The organism is Phycicoccus avicenniae (assembly GCF_018139485.1).
GTDB lineage: Bacteria > Actinomycetota > Actinomycetes > Actinomycetales > Dermatophilaceae > Phycicoccus > Phycicoccus avicenniae.
The window spans coordinates 162,217-178,420 of record NZ_JAGSNF010000001.1 but is presented as its reverse complement, the minus strand read 5'-3'; the positions used below and the strand labels follow the sequence as shown (position 1 = coordinate 178,420).

General features: G+C 64.8%; 12 protein-coding genes and 4 pseudogenes. 15 read left to right on the top strand and 1 reads right to left on the bottom strand.

Going from position 1 to position 16,204, the window contains the following annotated elements:
- The first annotated feature begins 45 nt into the window (after window positions 1–45).
- From KC207_RS00825 to KC207_RS00760, 14 genes and pseudogenes are all read left to right on the top strand, one after another.
- Entirely contained in the window at window positions 46–1,236 is a 1,191-nt protein-coding gene (locus KC207_RS00825; protein WP_211600997.1) for an ROK family transcriptional regulator, read from the top strand.
- Window positions 1,233–2,528 (top strand): Gfo/Idh/MocA family protein, encoded by a 1,296-nt coding sequence (locus KC207_RS00820; protein WP_211600996.1) that lies wholly within the window; start codon window positions 1,233–1,235, stop codon window positions 2,526–2,528. The genes KC207_RS00825 and KC207_RS00820 overlap by 4 nt, the downstream gene beginning before the upstream one ends.
- Window positions 2,525–3,814 carry an ABC transporter substrate-binding protein gene (locus KC207_RS00815; RefSeq protein WP_211600995.1) on the top strand — a complete coding sequence of 430 codons (1,290 nt, stop codon included), beginning with the start codon at window positions 2,525–2,527 and terminating at the stop codon, window positions 3,812–3,814. The genes KC207_RS00820 and KC207_RS00815 overlap by 4 nt, the downstream gene beginning before the upstream one ends.
- A gap of 87 nt (window positions 3,815–3,901) precedes the next feature.
- Window positions 3,902–4,735: a carbohydrate ABC transporter permease gene (locus tag KC207_RS00810; protein WP_211600994.1), complete on the top strand. Its 834-nt coding sequence runs from the start codon at window positions 3,902–3,904 to the stop codon at window positions 4,733–4,735.
- A gap of 88 nt (window positions 4,736–4,823) precedes the next feature.
- Window positions 4,824–5,585, top strand: coding sequence for a carbohydrate ABC transporter permease (locus KC207_RS00805; RefSeq protein WP_249138491.1), 762 nt, complete (start codon window positions 4,824–4,826; stop codon window positions 5,583–5,585).
- 399 nt (window positions 5,586–5,984) lie between these two features.
- Complete coding sequence (locus KC207_RS17115) at window positions 5,985–6,515, top strand: DDE-type integrase/transposase/recombinase (protein WP_437179113.1); 531 nt, start codon at window positions 5,985–5,987, stop codon at window positions 6,513–6,515.
- Window positions 6,401–7,817, top strand: a pseudogene (locus KC207_RS00795) (IS30 family transposase). The gene KC207_RS17115 and the pseudogene KC207_RS00795 overlap by 115 nt, the downstream one beginning before the upstream one ends.
- Window positions 7,818–7,824: 7 nt before the next feature.
- Window positions 7,825–8,145, top strand: a pseudogene (locus KC207_RS00790) (integrase core domain-containing protein); the annotation flags it as partial.
- 187 nt (window positions 8,146–8,332) lie between these two features.
- Window positions 8,333–8,965, top strand: a complete 633-nt coding sequence (locus tag KC207_RS00785) for a helix-turn-helix domain-containing protein (protein WP_282958945.1) — start codon at window positions 8,333–8,335, stop codon at window positions 8,963–8,965.
- Window positions 8,966–9,089: 124 nt separating this feature from the next.
- A complete protein-coding gene (locus KC207_RS00780; protein ID WP_211600989.1) occupies window positions 9,090–10,190 on the top strand; it encodes an ABC transporter substrate-binding protein in 1,101 nt (366 codons plus the stop codon).
- Window positions 10,187–11,515 (top strand): amidohydrolase family protein, encoded by a 1,329-nt coding sequence (locus KC207_RS00775; protein ID WP_211600988.1) that lies wholly within the window; start codon window positions 10,187–10,189, stop codon window positions 11,513–11,515. Before KC207_RS00780 ends, KC207_RS00775 begins: the two co-directional genes overlap by 4 nt.
- Window positions 11,512–12,276, top strand: coding sequence for an ABC transporter ATP-binding protein (locus KC207_RS00770; protein ID WP_211600987.1), 765 nt, complete (start codon window positions 11,512–11,514; stop codon window positions 12,274–12,276). Before KC207_RS00775 ends, KC207_RS00770 begins: the two co-directional genes overlap by 4 nt.
- Before the next feature lie 74 nt (window positions 12,277–12,350).
- Entirely contained in the window at window positions 12,351–13,088 is a 738-nt protein-coding gene (locus KC207_RS00765) for an ABC transporter permease (protein WP_211600986.1), read from the top strand.
- A 31-nt stretch (window positions 13,089–13,119) separates the two neighbouring features.
- A pseudogene (locus tag KC207_RS00760) lies at window positions 13,120–14,544 on the top strand (aspartate ammonia-lyase); the annotation flags it as partial.
- Window positions 14,545–14,610: 66 nt separating this feature from the next.
- On the opposite strand, the pseudogene KC207_RS16780 reads toward KC207_RS00760, so the two are convergent.
- A pseudogene (locus KC207_RS16780) lies at window positions 14,611–14,679 on the bottom strand (hypothetical protein); the annotation flags it as partial.
- 170 nt (window positions 14,680–14,849) lie between these two features.
- On the opposite strand from KC207_RS16780, the gene KC207_RS00755 reads away from it, so the two are divergent.
- Entirely contained in the window at window positions 14,850–16,181 is a 1,332-nt protein-coding gene (locus KC207_RS00755; protein WP_249138466.1) for an ISL3 family transposase, read from the top strand.
- The last annotated feature ends 23 nt before the right edge of the window (window positions 16,182–16,204 follow it).

Sequence of the window (16,204 nt, the reverse complement as noted above, 5' to 3'; positions counted from 1 at the left end):
CCCAAGTGTCTGGATGATGGTCGGACAGGACAGATCGGAGGTGTCATGAGTCATCGAAGTGTCGGGGAGACCTCGCTCGCCATTCGGGACGTCAGCGCCGCTCGATGCGCAGTCGCCTTGCGAGATCACGGTCACGCGACCGTCGCCGACGTCGCTCGCCGGCTCGGGCTGTCACGCCCGACGGTCGAGGCCGGGCTGTCCGCGATGGTCGCGCGCGCCATGGTGGTCGAGACAGACGGTCACACCGCGGGGGGGCGCGGGGTCGGACGACCCGCAAGACTCTTCGCCTTCAACAACGCCGCCGGCTACTTCATCGGCGTCGACATCGGCATCCACCGCATCCGCGTGGCCGTGGCCGACCTGGCCGGCGGCGTGGTTTCCTGGGTGGACGAGCAAGCGCCGACCGGGATGAGCGGTCCGGCTCGTCTGTCGATGGTCAAGGACCTCGTTCATCAGGCTCTGCACTCGGCCGACGTCTCAGTGTCCGATGTCGTCGCCCTCGCGGCAGCCGTGTCGGGAATGGTGAATGCCGAGGGACGGCTCATCGCCTCGGTCCTTCTTTCCGAATGGGAAGGGGTCGATGTCGCAGGGCACCTGCGCGCGGAGTTCAACTGTGCCGTCATCGTCGAGAACGACATGCGCCTGGCCGCGTTGGCCGAGCATCGCTTCGGGGCCGCCCGACTCATGGACGACGTCGTCTTCTTCTTTGCCGGACACCGCATCGCGATGGGCCTGCTCATCGACGGTGAGCTCAGACGCGGTCACAACAGCGCCGCCGGCGAGATCGGAGAGATGGCGTTCGGCACGATGCTGAACGCGTCGGGCGACCTGACCTGGCGAGCGGCTGCCACGGGTGAGGAGGTCTTCCGTCAGGCTGCAGCTGGAGATGCCGGGTCCCAGGCCGAGGTCGCGGAGTTCGTCGAGGGGCTGGCTGCCGGGATGGCCCTGGTGACGATGGCGATCGATCCGGACATCGTGGTCATCGGCGGGGGGTTGTCCGGCGCAGGCGACGTCTTGCTCGAACCCCTACGGGACTCGATCAACGCTCAGATCCGCGTCCCTGTTCGTCCTGCCATCAGGGGGTCCGAGCTCGGCACCGAGGCGGTCGTCCTCGGCGCTCTTGCACTGGCCGGCAATGAGGCCACGGACGTGCGACTGGGCGTTCGCGGTCTGCCGGCCGTCAGCATCGACGTCGCCGGCGCACGCTCGTCGGCCCAGCAGGGAGGACGTTCATGACGTCCGGGCCGCGCCCCCGGCTCGCCGATCCCAGCGCGCCGGCGGGACTGCGCGTCGCCGTGCTGGGTGTCGGCGAACGCTCGTCCATCGCGCTGCACGCCGTCGAAGGGGGCACGGCGACCATCGTGGCGGCAGTCGACCCCGACCTCGCTGCGCGGCGGCGCTCCGTTGAGACCTTCGGGTCCGGGGTGGCCACGTTCGCCAGCCACCGTGCCCTCCTCGAGAGTGGGATGCCTGTCCACGCGGCTTTCGTCACCACGCCCGACCACACTCACGCAGAGATCGCCAGGGACCTCCTCGAGGCCGGCGTCGCCGTGTACCTGGAGAAACCGATCGCCACCACGGTCGAAGACGCGGATGCTGTGCTCGAGACGGCAGCCGCCACCGGCACCTCGTTGTTCGTGGGTCACAACATGCGCTACATGCCGGTCGTGGAGCTGATGCACAGCATCATCCGTCGGGGTGACATCGGTGACGTCAAGGCCGTGTGGTGTCGCCACTTCGTCGGCAACGGTGGTGACTACTACTTCAAGGACTGGCACGCCGAGCGCTCTCTGTCGACGGGCCTCCTGCTCCAGAAGGGTGCGCACGACATCGACGTCATCCATCTGCTCGCAGGTGGTACGACCTCACGCGTCACCGCCATCGGAGACCTGGCCGTGTACGGAGACGTGAAGGACCGGCGGATCAATGCCGACCGGCGGCTTGCGGACTGGTTCTCCCTGAGTACCTGGCCCCCTCAGTCACAGCGTGAGCTCAACCCGGTGATCGATGTCGAGGATCTCTCGATGATGCTCATGACGCTGGACAACGGCGTGCTCGCGTCCTACCAGCAGTGCCACTTCACCCCCGACTACTGGCGGAACTACACCGTCATCGGCACCAAGGGCCGCCTGGAGAACTTCGGTGACACGGTCGGGGGCGTCGTGAAGGTCTGGACCGCGAGAACGACCTACCTCGCCGACGGAAACGCGCAGTACCCGATCCCGGGCGCGTCGGAGGGCCACGCGGAGGCCGACGCTCGCGCAGTCGCCGACTTCATGTCGTCCTTGAGCTGCGGAACGTCCACGCAGGCGTCGCCAGTCTCGGCCAGGAACGCAGTCGCCGCAGCCGTAGCCGCGACCCTTTCCTTGCGCCACGGCGCCACACCCCAGCCGGTTGCGACGGTTTCTCCGGAGCTCTCCGCGTACTTCCGGGACGCCACCGATCGAGACCCTTCCCAAATGGTCCAACACCCATTCAGCTCACGAGAACTCACTGATCAACCCCGCACAAAGGAGTGCTTCGAATGAAGACCAGCCGTATCCCCCTGGTGCTCGTCCTGTCGGCGCTCGGCCTGTCAGCCTGCGGCGGCGGCGGTAACGAGCAGTCCGCCTCCGAGGAGCCCCTGGCCGATGAGACCACGCAGGCCTCGATCGACTACGCGATCTGGAACGCCGAGCAGCAACCACCTCTGCAGAAAGTCATCGACGCCTTCAACGGCACTTACCCCAACATCGACGTGCAGATTCAGGTGACCCCGTACGAGCAGTACTTCACCAAGCTCCAGACGCAGGGTTCCTCGCAGACCTTGCCTGACGTCTTCACGATGAACTCGCTGAACTTCGAGACGTACGCCGAGAACGGGCTCCTGGCCCCGCTCACTCCCCTCGTGGAAGACGGACAGCTCGACCCCTCGAACTACCCGCAAGCGCTGATCGACTCCTACACATTCGATGACACGTTGCTCGGTGTTCCGCAGAACTCGCAGACCATCGCGATGTGGTACAACGAGCAGCTCTTCGCCGAAGCCGGAGTGGACACCCCCACCAGCGACTGGACGTGGGACGACCTTCGGACGGCTGCCCGCACCATCAGCGACGAGCTGGGGGACGAGGGAGTCTTCGGCATCGCCACCGATCTGACCGGACAGCAGGCCTACTACAACACGATCCTGCAGGCCGGCGGGTACATCCTCTCCGATGACAAGGAGACGTCCGGCTTCGACGACCCCGCCAGCATCGAGGGCCTGCAGTTCTGGACCGACCTGATCGCCGAGGGGGCTTCCCCGTCGGTGCGCCAGCTGGCCGATACGCCTGCTCCGCAGATGTTCAACAGCGGAAGGGCAGCCATGATGTTCAATGGGGCCTGGTCCGTGGCGGAGGTCCAGGACTCGCCCGTCGCCGACGTCGCCGACATCGCAGCGCTGCCGCAGGGCGAGGAGCGCGGCGTCGTCGTGGCCGGCACCGCTGCGGTCGTGAGTCGAGCCAGCGAAGAGCTGCCGGCCGCTCGCGCCTTTCAAGCGTTCCTGGGTTCCCAGGAAGGCCAGGAGATCCTGGCCGGTGAAGGACTCGGAAACCCTGCCTTCCTCGAGTCGCAGCAGGTGTTCGTCGACTCTGCCCCGCAGTACAACATCGAGGCCTTCACGGATGCGAGCGAGTACGCCTCCCCCTACCCCACATCTGGTGACACCACGGCATGGAACCTGCTCGAGACCGAGCTGCTTCCCTCGGCCTTCTCGGGTGATCGCCCTGTCGCCGACGTCGCGGGTGAGCTCGCTTCGAGAATGAACGACCTCCTCGCGGCCGAGGCCGACTGAGTCGTGAGAGGGGTAGGTGTGAACTGGAACAGGAAGTCGAAAGGCGCCCTCTCAGAAGGGTGGTGGCCCCTTCTGTTCATTCTTCCGATGTTCAGTGGGATCGCCGTGTTCTATCTCTACCCCGTGGCGTCGACCGCCTACTACAGCTTCACGAGCTGGGAGGTGTTCGGAGGGGCTAGCTTCACTGGACTCACCAACTACCGAAGACTCCTCGAAGACACCGACGTCGTTCGCGCTCTGGTCAACACGGTGGTGTACACCGGCATCGTCCTCCTCGGCATACCTCTCGGCGTCGTGCTGGCCGCGCTCATCTCTCGACCGGGCCTGCGCTTCTCTGGCGGCTATCGGGTCATCTTCCTGATGTCCTACATCGCCATGCCCGTGGCGATCGCCCTCGTCTGGAGGCAGATGTTCAAGGGCGACTACGGAGTGGTCAACTGGTTCTTGTCACTGATCGGCGTGGACGGGCCGTTCTGGCTCGGCACCGAATGGTACGCGCTCTTTGCCGTGTCAATCGTCGGACTGTGGATCGCGTTGGGATTCAACATCATCATTCTGGCCGCTGGTCTTCGCGGGATCCCGAAAGAGCTGTACGAAGCCTCCGCGCTCGACGGCGCGGGACGCATGACACAGTTTCGCCACATCACCGTGCCACTCCTGACACCGTCCATCTTCTTCGTACTCGTCATCAACGTCATCGCAGGGTTCAAGCTGTTCGACCTGCTGTACATCCTGCTGGAACCCACCAACCCCGTCATGCCGGAGACACAGTCGCTGGTCTTCCTCTTCTACAACGAGTCTTTCGTCGTGAATGATAAGGGGTACGGCGCGACGATCGCGATGCTCATTCTGGTCCTGATCGGCATCTTCACCAGCCTGCAATTCCGCTGGGAAAAGAGGTGGGTGCATTATGTCAAGTAGATCGACCACACGTACTTCGCGTGTCCCTCGCAGCAGAGCGACAAAGGACGCAGGAGTCCACCTCTTCCTCGCGGTAGGGGGCGTGATCATGGTCTTCCCCTTTGTCTGGCAGCTCGTCATGTCCCTCAGCACCAACAGCCAGGTCACGTCGATCCCTCCGACGTTCTGGCCCGGCGAGCTCCAGTGGGCGAACTTCGGAAGGGTGTTCGAGTCGATTCCCTTCCTCGACCAGTTCTGGGTGTCAGTGAGCATCACAGTCCTTCGGACGGCGGGACAGCTGCTCCTGTGCTCGCTCGCGGGATATGCGTTTGCGCGGATGCGCTTCCCGTTCCGGCGCGTGATCTTCGGGCTCACTTTGTCGATCCTCATGGTCCCACCCGAGGTGTTCATGATCCCGCAGTATCAGATCATCCAGAACCTTGGCCTCCTCAACACGACGACGGGAGTTGTGCTCCCCGGCATTTTCAGTGCTTTCGGCGCATTCTTCATGACCCAGTTCTTCCGTGGGATCCCGGTCGAACTAGAAGAGGCAGCACGGCTTGACGGCTGCAACCCCTGGCAGATCTTCATCAAAGTTATGTTGCCGTTGGTGAAACCGGGCTTGTCCGCTTTGGCGGTGCTGACGGTCGTCTGGTCGTGGAACGATCTGCTCTGGCCATTGGTCGTCACCACGGACACCACCAAAATGCCTCTTACAGTTGGTCTCGCGTCGCTCCAGGGGCAGTACACGACCGACTATGCGGTGCTCATGGCGGCGAGCACGATGGCGGTAGCACCGATTCTCATTCTTTTCATCATCATGCAGCGTCGTGTTATCGACGGAATTGCCTCCTCTGGACTCAAGGGCTGAAGATCCTCCGTATTGTCGGTCCGCCAAAAAACGTTCGGCCCGGCGGCGGCGATGTTCCGCTCGAGGAGGTCATCATGCACCGGCAGACCGGGCTTGTCGGTCGGCTTCGTTGGCTGCGGTGCCGGACGATCCCGGCCTGTGAGCAGACCTTCCACACCCGCCGCTCGGAGACGCCGTGGCCGGCGTCGGCGATGAACCGGTACCCGAACCCCGCTGCCTGAACTCCCTCAAAGCCTCGAGTCGGCGCTGGTCACGCCAAGTCGGACTTCTTCCTCGACGTCAGCGGACGTCAGCCGAACACGACTCGAGGATCCCGAAGTCCCTTTTCAAGCTGCGCGATCGGGGTCTTTCTCCTGCGGGCGACCGCGACCACGTCGTCAGGGAACTCCTTTGGATGGGGTGCAGGCATGTCGGCATGCTTCCAGTGGGGCCTCTTCAGCCCCACAGACCAGGTGTCAACCGAACCTTCAGCAGTCCCGGCGGGACTTCACCGCGCCCGCGCCGAATCGGCTGTGGTGCGTGGACTTCACCTACGTGCCGACCTGGTCGGGCATGTGCTTCACCGCGTTCGTCGCCGACGTCTACTCACGGCGCATCGTCGGCTGGCGCACCCACGACCGGATGCCGACCGAACTGCCGCTGGACGCGCTGGAGATGGCGCTGTGGATCCGGGATCGGGCCGGCGCCGACGTCACCGGCGTGGTCCACCACAGCGACGCCGGGAGCCAGGGCGGATTCAACTGGTCGTCGCAACACCTCGACGTCGGAGGTGCTCAGGGATGGCGACGGGAGACTGGAGCAGGAAGACCAGTGAAATGCCTGAGGGGGTGCGTCGTCAGTGGCGGGCTGATCGGGCGTTGCGGCCGGCGATGCGTTCGCCGGGGCGTCCGGAGCCCTCGCGGGCTGTGCAGCGAGAGTTCTGGCGTCTGATCGCGACGGGTATCTCCTCGGCCGAGGCGGCGCTGAGGGTGGGTGTGTCCGTGCCGGTCGGGTCGCGCTGGTTTCGACACGCTGGCGGGATGACGCCGATCAGCCTGACCGAGCCGACGGGCCGGTTCCTGTCCTTCGCCGAGCGTGAGGAGATCGCGCTGCTGAAGGCCCAGGGCAAGGGCGTACGCGAGATCGCTCGCGTGATCGGCCGTGACCCGGGAACGGTGTCTCGCGAGCTGCGGCGCAACGCGGCGACCCGGGGCGGCAAGCCGGTGTACCGGGCGGTGGTGGCGCAGTGGAAGGCGCAGCAGGCCGCGAAACGGCCCAAGAGCGCGAAGCTCGTTCACAACGAGCGGTTGCGTGAGTACGTCCAGGACCGGCTCGCGGGGACCGTCCGCGCCCCTGACGGGACGATCGTGCCGGGTCCGCGTCCGCCGACCTGGAAGGGGCTGAACAAGCCACACCGGGCGGACCGGAGGTGGTCGACGGCGTGGAGCCCGGAACAGATCGCGCAGCGGTTGAAGGTCGACTTCCCTGATGATGAGTCGATGCGCATCAGCCACGAGGCGATCTACCAGTCGCTGTTCATCCAGGGCCGTGATGCGCTCAAACGGGAACTGGTGACCTGCCTGCGCACGGGTCGTGCGTTGCGCCGGCCGCGAGCCCGGGCCCGGGCCCGGGCCCGGAACACGGCACAGGGCCACGTGACTGCCGACGTCGTGCTGAGCGAGCGTCCCGCCGAGGCAGGCGACCGCGCCGTGCCTGGCCACTGGGAGGGCGACCTGATCATCGGCACGGGCCGCTCGGCGATCGGGACGCTCGTCGAGCGCTCCAGCCGCGCCACGGTGCTGGTGCACCTGCCGCGGCTGGAGGGCTGGGGCGAAAAGCCGTATGTCAAGAACGGGCTGGCCCTCGGTGGCTACGGAGCGGTCGCGATGAACGTCGCGCTCACGACCTCGATGACGAAGCTGCCCGAGCAGATGCGCAAGACCTTGACCTGGGACCGCGGCAAGGAGCTCTCCGGTCACGCACTGTTCGCGATCGAGACCGGCACGAAGGTGTACTTCGCCGATCCACACTCGCCGTGGCAGCGGCCCACCAACGAGAACACCAACGGCCTGCTGCGGCAGTACTTCCCCAAGGGCACCGACCTCTCCCGTTGGTCAGCCGAAGACCTCGAGGCCGTCGCGTACACCCTTAACAACAGGCCCCGAAAGGTCCTCGGCTGGAAGACCCCCGCCGAGGTCATTCGAGGAGCAACTACGCTCACTCCAACAACCCGGTGTTGCAACGACCCTTTGAACTCGCCCAGTACGTCGCGCTGCGCTACACCGAGCGCCTCGCCGACGCCGGCGCGCTGGCCTCTATCGGAACCGTGGGCGACGCCTACGACAACGCCCTAGCCGAGTCGGTCATCGGCTTGTACAAGACCGAGTGCGTCCGCCTCGACGGACCCTTCAAGACCGTCGACGAGCTCGAGCTGGCCACCCTCTCGTGGGTGCACTGGTACAACACCGCCCGCCTGCACTCCGCCCTCGGCTACGTCCCGCCGACCGAGTACGAAGACGACCACTACCGTCAGATCAACCCCCGACAGCAGCCGCTGCCGGGACAACTGATCGTGCACTGAACCCGGGGCGGTTCAAACCGCTGCCATACGCCGAGCAGCCCTCAGGGTGGTTTCCCGACATGCGCAGCTGACACCCCCAGCATGGGGCGCTTGTTGTCGTGTGGATCAGGCTCGCGACTGTGCGTAGCCGGTAGGGCAACTGGCTCGGTCCGTGGAAGCGCGATGGGGGGTTTACATTTCGTCGTCTATGGGTAAGCATAGTGTTTACCCAACGGAGGGAGGACGCGTGACAGAGTCTGAGGCAGCGGAGCTTGGCGCTCGTGTGCGTGAGTTGCGAGGCACCGCGGGGCTTTCCATGCGAGAGCTGGCCTCAAGAGCTGGGGTGAGCGCCGGCTACATCAGCCAGATCGAGAACGGGCAAGCAAATGCGAGCCTGGCGGTCCTCCGTTCGATCGCCGAAGCCTTCGGGATTCAATGGTTGGAGCTGTTTGGGCCTGCTCCGAAGCACGGACGCCTTCTGCGTTACGACGCGCGACCTCGACTGGCTTCGGAGGGCGGTGTGGTGCACTACGGGATCACGCAGCCGCCAGTAGGCAATGTCGAGGTCTTGATCTCGGTCTATGCCCCCGGGCAGGGCACGGGCGGCCCCGACTATACGCATGGCGACTCGCAGGAGATCTGCATCGTTCAACGCGGTTGCCTGCGAATTACGGTCAATGGCGAGAATCATGACCTTCGCGCTGGCGACAGCATCGAGTACCGCACCTCGTCGACACACGCCATCCTCAACGTCGGTCCCGAGACGGCAGAAGCCGTCTGGATCGTGACGCCGCCCTCCACGGGTGTGGGACGCACTGTCGCCATCCCACCGACCGCCTAAGAAGCCCATCATCGTGCGGAGTTCCCCTCCGTAGCGTGCAACCGCCTGCACCAAGGCTCCTCTTGGGAGACCCGGAAACGTGCATCCGCGAAAAACCACTAACACAAACGGAACAGGACAAACCATGATCACTACGACCCGCGCCACCGGCCTCGCGGCTGCCGCGGCAATCGTCGGAATCGCATTGAGCGGTTGCGCAGCATCTGCTCCCGGCGATGACGGCCAGCAACTCACAACCGTCCGCTTCGGCATTCCGACTCAGATGGGCGCGAACAACTCGCCCATGGCAGTCGCAAAGGCAATGGGCTACTTCGAAGCGGAGGGCCTGCAGGTGGAGCTCGTGCACACAACCGACGCGACCTCAATCATCCAGGGCGTCGACAGCGGGAGCCTCGAACTCGGCAGCACGCCGCCTGAGCCGCTGCTGCAGGCAATCGAGCAAGGCAGCGACGTCACTCTCGTCTACAACTACATCCGCAGGCAGACCGGTTCAGTCGCATCGCTCGCAGACGGTCCGATACAGGAGCTTGAAGACCTGGAAGGTGGGATCGTCGGCCAGGCCAGTCTTGGCACAAGCAACCTTCTCCTCTCCAACGGGATTCTCGCTTCGGTCGGGCTGAAGGAGGACGTCGACTTCACTAACCTCGCTGTCGGAACGGGAGCAGCAGCCCTCCAGGCACTGAAGACTGGACAGGTTCAGGCGCTGTCCCTCTGGGACACCGAATACGCCGCGTTCGAGGCATCCGGGGTCGAGCTCAACTACTTCACCACTGAGGACGTCGCCTCGCTGTTCTCAACGACCTACTTCACTTCACCTGATTACCTTGAGGAGCACGCCGACACAGTCGCGGGCTTCGGGCGCGCGGTCGCCAAGGCCACTCTTTTTACCGCCACGAACCCGGAAGCCGCGCTGCGCATCATGTACGAGTCTTACCCGAATACGCTCCTCGCGGGATCGACTGCGGACGAACAACTCAAGACCGACATCGTCGCGCTTCAGCGCCGCGTCGAACTACTTACTGCCGGCGACCCACAGGACACGGGCACATGGGGTGCATATGCGCCGGACGCCGTCGCGGCCTGGGAGAAGTTCGCGGCCGAAGCCGGCATCGTTACCGAAAAGATTGCACTCGCCCCGCACGTCACCGATGAGTACGAGAAGACGTACAACGATTTCGACGCCAACGTAGTAATCGCCGATGCCGAAGGTTGGAGTGTCGAATGAACCGCCTTACGTACAGCGACGGGGTCCCCGCCGTCGACCATCACTCGCACGCTGGATATGTCCGCCCCGGTCAGCGCCTCGAGCCCGTTTCGTCGTGGGAAATCGAGAACGCCCTCGGTCACGTCGAAGGTCACACCAACCATGATGACTACCAGGAGTGGATGCGACTTACCGAGACTGGGCACAGCGAGCAGGCGAATGCACTCGGCGCGTCATTGAAAATCCCCCAACTCATCGCCGAGAGCCGCAAATTCCAGCAGACCACAGTCAATGCCATCGCCATACGTGAGGGCTCCGAAGCTCTGTATGGCAAGCACGACGCGGCCACGGTCGACAGGCTGAGCCTGGAGGCGCGACAGCAGGACTTTGTCGGTCTGTACGATCAAGCGCTACTCCTGTCTGGTACCACGAGCGTGCTCACTGACATTCCCGAGATTGACGCGACGGTTTGGCCGCATTCTCGGTACCGGCCGATTGCGCGCATCGACCCCTACCTGTTCCCCTTCGGCCATCCCGACTGGACGGGGCGGGGTACAGACGCGCCCCGGTTCCGACGAATCTTCTCAAACGTGCTGGCGCGGCAGCTGGAGATTGCTGGGACCGAGTTGCCGAGCACGCTTGCCTCGTATGTCGAGTTCGTGCTCGAGTCCTTGCAGCGGCGGAAAGAAGAGGGGTTCGTGGGCTTAAAGATCGCCTCCGCCTATGTCCGGACGCTGCAGTTCGAGCGCACAGACCGCGCATCGGCCGAGGCTGCATGGGCGACCTTGTCCAGCTCGACTGACGTCCAACCGGCCGCACACAAGGCCCTCGCCGACCACCTGGCATTCTTGATCGCAGAGTGGGCGGTGGGCGAGCGCATGCCTATGCAGATTCACACCGGATTCGGACATACCGAGCCCGGGTTGAGAATCAGCACCGCTGATCCGCTCCTTCTTGAGGAGTTCATCGGGGATCCGCGGCTAAACACTCTGCAGATCATCCTTATCCACGGCGGCTTTCCGTACAGCTCCCATCTCACAGCCCTGGCGCAGATGCACGGCAACGTACACGTGGATTTCTCCTGGATGCCCTACCTGCAGCACCACACAATGAGCCGGTTGCTCGAAGAATGGCTCGAACTACTTCCCGCTAACCGAGTGATGTTCGGCACGGACACAGGGGCGCCTGAGATTCACGTTGCCTCAACCGCACGCGCACGCCGGGCTCTCGACGGAGTTCTTGAGAAAGGCGTTCGCGACGGGCTATGGACAATGAGGCAGGCCGGTTGGCTCACGGAGCGCGTGCTACACCGCAACCTCTGCGACGTGTACGGGATCGAGCCGTGAGCGCGCTCGTCGAACTGAGCGGTCTCGAGAAGACCTACGCCACGCGTACTGGAGACGTGCACGCCCTCAGCGCAGTCGACCTGGACATCAGCAAGGGCGAATTCGTAGCCATCGTCGGTCCCAGCGGCTGCGGAAAGACAACCCTGCTAAAAATTCTCGCCGGGTTGGAGGATCACACCGCGGGGACCGCGAGCATCGGTGGCCACCCGATCCGCACCGGAAATGGCGACGTCGGCATGGTCTTCCAGAAGGCCACCCTCCTTCCCTGGCAAGATATCGCAGCCAACGTCCTCCTACCTCTGAGCTTGCGACGGCGACCCACATCCCAGGATCGCGAGAAGGCGGCGGCTCTATTGCGCATGACTGATCTCGAGGGTTTCGCGCGCAAGCGACCACATGAGCTGTCCGGTGGCATGCAGCAGCGCGCGGCCATCTGCAGGGCGCTAGTGCACAAGCCATCCTTGTTGCTCATGGACGAGCCCTTCGGTGCGCTGGACGCCATGACGCGCGACTCGCTCAATGTCGAAGTCAATCGTATTTGGCGAGAGACGGGAACAACCGCTGTCCTCATCACCCATTCGATCTCTGAAGCCGTGTTCCTCGCCGAACGGATCTTCGTCATGAGCGCGAGGCCAGGGCGCATTGTGGACGAGATCACCGTGCCCTTCGACCGAGAACGCAGTCTCGACCTGCTCGGCGATCCCGAGTTCGCTGCACTCACCTCCCGAATCCGTACACACTTCGAGGTGACTCACGCATGAGTGAAACCACAGTCCCCCTCCGCACGCGCGGATCCAGGACCGGTCGTAGGACCGCATCTGGCCGCAATGTGCAGATGGTGGGCGCGCTCGCCGTGCTCGCCGTCGTGCTCATCTTGTGGCAGATCCTGCCTGGTGCTCTCAACGTGCCGCGCTACGTCATCCCTCCGCTCAGCGAGGTACTCGTGGCTCTCACGGATCCTGTTGCGTTCCCTCGCTACGTTCAGAATGCCGCCGCGACGATGACGGAAGTGGGCCTTGGTTTGCTCATCGGCGTCGTGCTCGGGCTTGCATTGGCTATCACGCTTACTCAGCTCCCGCGCGTGTATGGAATCGTGTTTCCGTACATCGTGGCGATCGAGTCGATTCCCAAGGTGGCGATCGCGCCGTTGTTCGTCATCTGGTTCGGCTTCGGCCTGCCGTCCAAGGTGGTTGTCGTTGTGCTTCTCGCGTTCTTCCCCGTGCTGGTCAACACCATCCATGGCCTTCGAAATGTCGACCGGGACCTGATCAATCTCTTCCGCGTGAATGGTGCGTCGCGCATGCAAATTCAAGTGCGGCTGATGATCCCCGCAGCCATGCCGCAGATCTTCAGTGGGCTGGAGCTTGCGGTTGCAAACGCGATGATCGGCGCGATTGTGGCAGAGTTCGTCGGCGCGCAGCAGGGCCTGGGCGTGCTGATTTTGCAGGCTCAGGGGCGGATGGAAACACCAGCAGTGTTTGCACTGTTGATTATTCTTTCGGCTCTCGGAATCTTCCTCAATCTTTTCGTACGTCTTGCCAGGAAGTGGATCATCACGTGGGAGCGCACGTGATGCGGAGGCGGCGCGACCGACCTCTAACGCAATGAATGACGGACGAACCCGCATCGAGACCGACTCCCTGGGATCTTTGGAGATCCCCGCCGACGCGTACTGGGGAATCCACACCGCCCGCGCGCTGGAGAACTTCCCGATCTCGAAGCGGCCCATCTCGGTCTACAAGGACCTGGTGAAGGCGCTGGCGATGGTGAAGCAGGCCTCGGCGCGAGCCAACCGCGAGATCGGCGTGCTCGATCCCGCGAAGGCGGATCTGATCGATCGGGCCGCGCAGCGGGTCATCGACGGCGAATTCCACGACCAATTCGTGGTCGGCGTGATCCAGGGCGGCGCCGGCACGTCGACCAACATGAACGCCAACGAGGTCATCACCAACATCGCGCTCGAGATGGCCGGACGGGACAAGGGCGACTACGCCTTCCTATCGCCGATCGACGACACCAACCGCAGCCAGTCGACGAACGACGTCTACCCCACGGCCATCAAGGTGGGTCTGGGGCTAGACCTGCTGACGCTGCTGGAAGAGCTCGATCTGCTGCGGAAGGCCTTCCTCGACAAGGCCGTCGAGTTCCACGACGTGCTGAAGGTCGGTCGCACGCAGCTGCAGGACGCTGTGCCGATGACGCTCGGTCAAGAGTTCCACGGCTTCGCGACGACGCTCGGCGAGGACCACAGCCGCCTCAAGGAGAATGCGTACCTGCTGTGCGAGGTCAACATGGGCGCGACAGCCATCGGCACCGGCATTACGACCCATCCCGACTACAGCCCCGCGGTGCTTCGGCACCTGCGCGAGATCACCGGGCTGGATCTCGAGCTGGCGACCGACCTGGTCGAGTCCACCAGCGACACCGGTGCGTTCGTGTCGTTCTCGGCGTCGCTGAAGCGCAACGCGATCAAGCTGTCGAAGATCTGCAACGACCTGCGGCTGCTGTCGTCGGGGCCGCAGGCGGGGCTCGGGGAGATCAATCTGCCTGCCCGGCAGGCTGGGTCCAGCATCATGCCGGGTAAGGTCAACCCGGTCATCCCCGAGGTGGTGAATCAGGTCGCGTTCGCGGTGGCCGGCGCCGACCTCACCGTCACCATGGCGGTCGAGGGCGGTCAGTTGCAGTTGAACGCGTTCGAGCCGGTGATCGCGCATTCGGTCTTCCAGTCGATCACCTGGATGCGCCGAGGGATGTACACGCTGCGGGTCAACTGCGTGGACGGCATCACCGCCAACCGGAAACGGCTGGGCGCCATGGTCGGGTCGTCGGTGGGCGTGATCACGGCCCTTACTCCCTTCATCGGCTACGCGGCCGCGGCCGCGCTCGCGAAGACCGCGCTCCTGACCGGGCGCAACGTCGCGGACCTGGTCGTCGAGGCGGGGCTGATGTCGCGCGAGGAGGTCGACAAGCAGCTCTCGCCCGCCCGCCTGACGGGGCTGGAGACCGTGACGGCCCCAATCCCGGTAGTAGGGGAGAAGCCTGTGTCCAACGAGCACGTACTGGCATCCGAGTGCGGCGAGGAACGCGCCGCTGATGTCCCCGGTGTGGGCTCCCGAAGCATGAGGCGATAGATTCTGCCCCCCCCCCCCCCGATTTGATTGCACTGTCTCGATCCCGAAGGAGCGAGGTCACGGCGGGCAGGCTAGTAAACGGGCTCTTCACCGATGAGTGTGGGGTGAGCACGACGCGCCGACGGGCTGGGTGAGGGTGGGATGGGTCGAGGTCCCCGAGGATCAGAGGACTCTCACCTCTCCTGATCGCGAGGACCTCGACGATGAGCGAGCCTACGTCGTGTTGCCGTGCCCGCGGCGGTTACTGCGAGCGTTGCGACGTGCTGGTCGGCCTGGACGGGCTGCGAGTGACTGCGGTCCAGCGGGACGACGGCGGCCGCCTCGTCATCGAGGTCGAGTCCGAACCGACCGTGATGGGCTGCCCGGCCTGCGGTGTTGTCGCGCACGGCCACGGGAGGGTCACGGTCAGACTGGTCGACGCGCCCGCGTTCGGTGCTCCGGTGCGGATCCGCTGGCGCAAGCGTCGGTGGGTGTGCCCGGATCCCGGCTGCCCGGTCGTGACTTTCGTCGAGCAGGACGATCGGGTCGCCGCACCCCGCTCGTCGTTGACGACGAGGGCGTGCCGGTGGGCGATCGAGCAGATCCGCCGCGAGCACGCGTCCGTGAACGGGGTCCGCCGGCAGCTCGGCACCGGGTGGCGCACGGTGTGGGAGTCGATCCGACCGATGCTGGCCGCGGCCGCCGCGGACGAGTCCCGCTTCGACGGGGTCACGATCCTGGGCGTCGACGAGCACGTGTGGCACCACGTGTCCACCAAGCCGGTCGAGGACGGCGGGCGGGGCCCGAAGGAGCTGACCGGGATGGTCGACCTCACCCGCGACAGCGATGGCCGGGTGCGGGCGCGGCTGCTGGACCTGGTCCCGGGCCGTTCCGGCCAGGCCTACACGTCGTGGCTGACCGAACGCGGCGAGCCCTTCCGGGCCGGCGTCGAGATCGCCACGCTCGACCCGTTCCACGAGTACAAGAACGCCATCGATGACCAGCTCGAAGACGCCCGCTCGGTGCTCGACGCCTTCCACGTCGTCAAGCTCGCCACCGCCGTCGTCGACGACGTCCGCCGCCGCGTTCAGCAGGACACCACCGGCCACCGCGGCCGCCGGAACGACCCGCTGTACCGCGTCCGGAACACCCTGCGCGCCGGGCAGGAGCACCTCACCGACCGGCAACGCGCTCGCCTGACCACCGCGTTCACCGCCCGGGAGGAGCACCTTGAGGTCGAGGTCGCCTACCAATGCGCCCAACAGGTCCGCGCCGCCTACCACCAGGACACCCACGCCGCCGGGCGTGCCATCGCCGAACGAATCGTCGCGACACTGCCCACCTGCCCGATCCCCGAGGTCGCCCGCCTCGGCAAGACCCTGCGCCGGTGGCGCAGCGAGTTCCTCGGCTACTTCGACACCAACGGCGCATCCAACGGGGGCACCGAAGCCGTGAACGGGCTCATCGAGCTCCACCGCCGCATCGCCCGCGGATTCCGCAACCGAGACAACTACCGCCTCCGCATGCTCCTCATCGCCGGCGGCCTACCCCTGTGACCCCACCCTCAGGTACGAAGAGC

Excerpts from the sequence above, each read along its gene's own strand:
- KC207_RS00820 (WP_211600996.1), top strand. The coding sequence starts at position 1,233 with ATGACGTCCGGGCCGCGCCCCCGGCTCGCCGATCCCAGCGCGCCGGCG.
- KC207_RS00780 (WP_211600989.1), top strand. The coding sequence starts at position 9,090 with ATGATCACTACGACCCGCGCCACCGGCCTCGCGGCTGCCGCGGCAATC.
- KC207_RS00775 (WP_211600988.1), top strand. The coding sequence starts at position 10,187 with ATGAACCGCCTTACGTACAGCGACGGGGTCCCCGCCGTCGACCATCAC.
- KC207_RS00805 (WP_249138491.1), top strand. The coding sequence starts at position 4,824 with ATGGTCTTCCCCTTTGTCTGGCAGCTCGTCATGTCCCTCAGCACCAAC.
- KC207_RS00755 (WP_249138466.1), top strand. The coding sequence starts at position 14,850 with ATGAGCGAGCCTACGTCGTGTTGCCGTGCCCGCGGCGGTTACTGCGAG.
- KC207_RS00815 (WP_211600995.1), top strand. The coding sequence starts at position 2,525 with ATGAAGACCAGCCGTATCCCCCTGGTGCTCGTCCTGTCGGCGCTCGGC.
- KC207_RS00765 (WP_211600986.1), top strand. The coding sequence starts at position 12,351 with ATGGTGGGCGCGCTCGCCGTGCTCGCCGTCGTGCTCATCTTGTGGCAG.
- KC207_RS00785 (WP_282958945.1), top strand. The coding sequence starts at position 8,333 with ATGGGTAAGCATAGTGTTTACCCAACGGAGGGAGGACGCGTGACAGAG.
- KC207_RS00810 (WP_211600994.1), top strand. The coding sequence starts at position 3,902 with ATGTTCAGTGGGATCGCCGTGTTCTATCTCTACCCCGTGGCGTCGACC.
- KC207_RS00825 (WP_211600997.1), top strand. The coding sequence starts at position 46 with ATGAGTCATCGAAGTGTCGGGGAGACCTCGCTCGCCATTCGGGACGTC.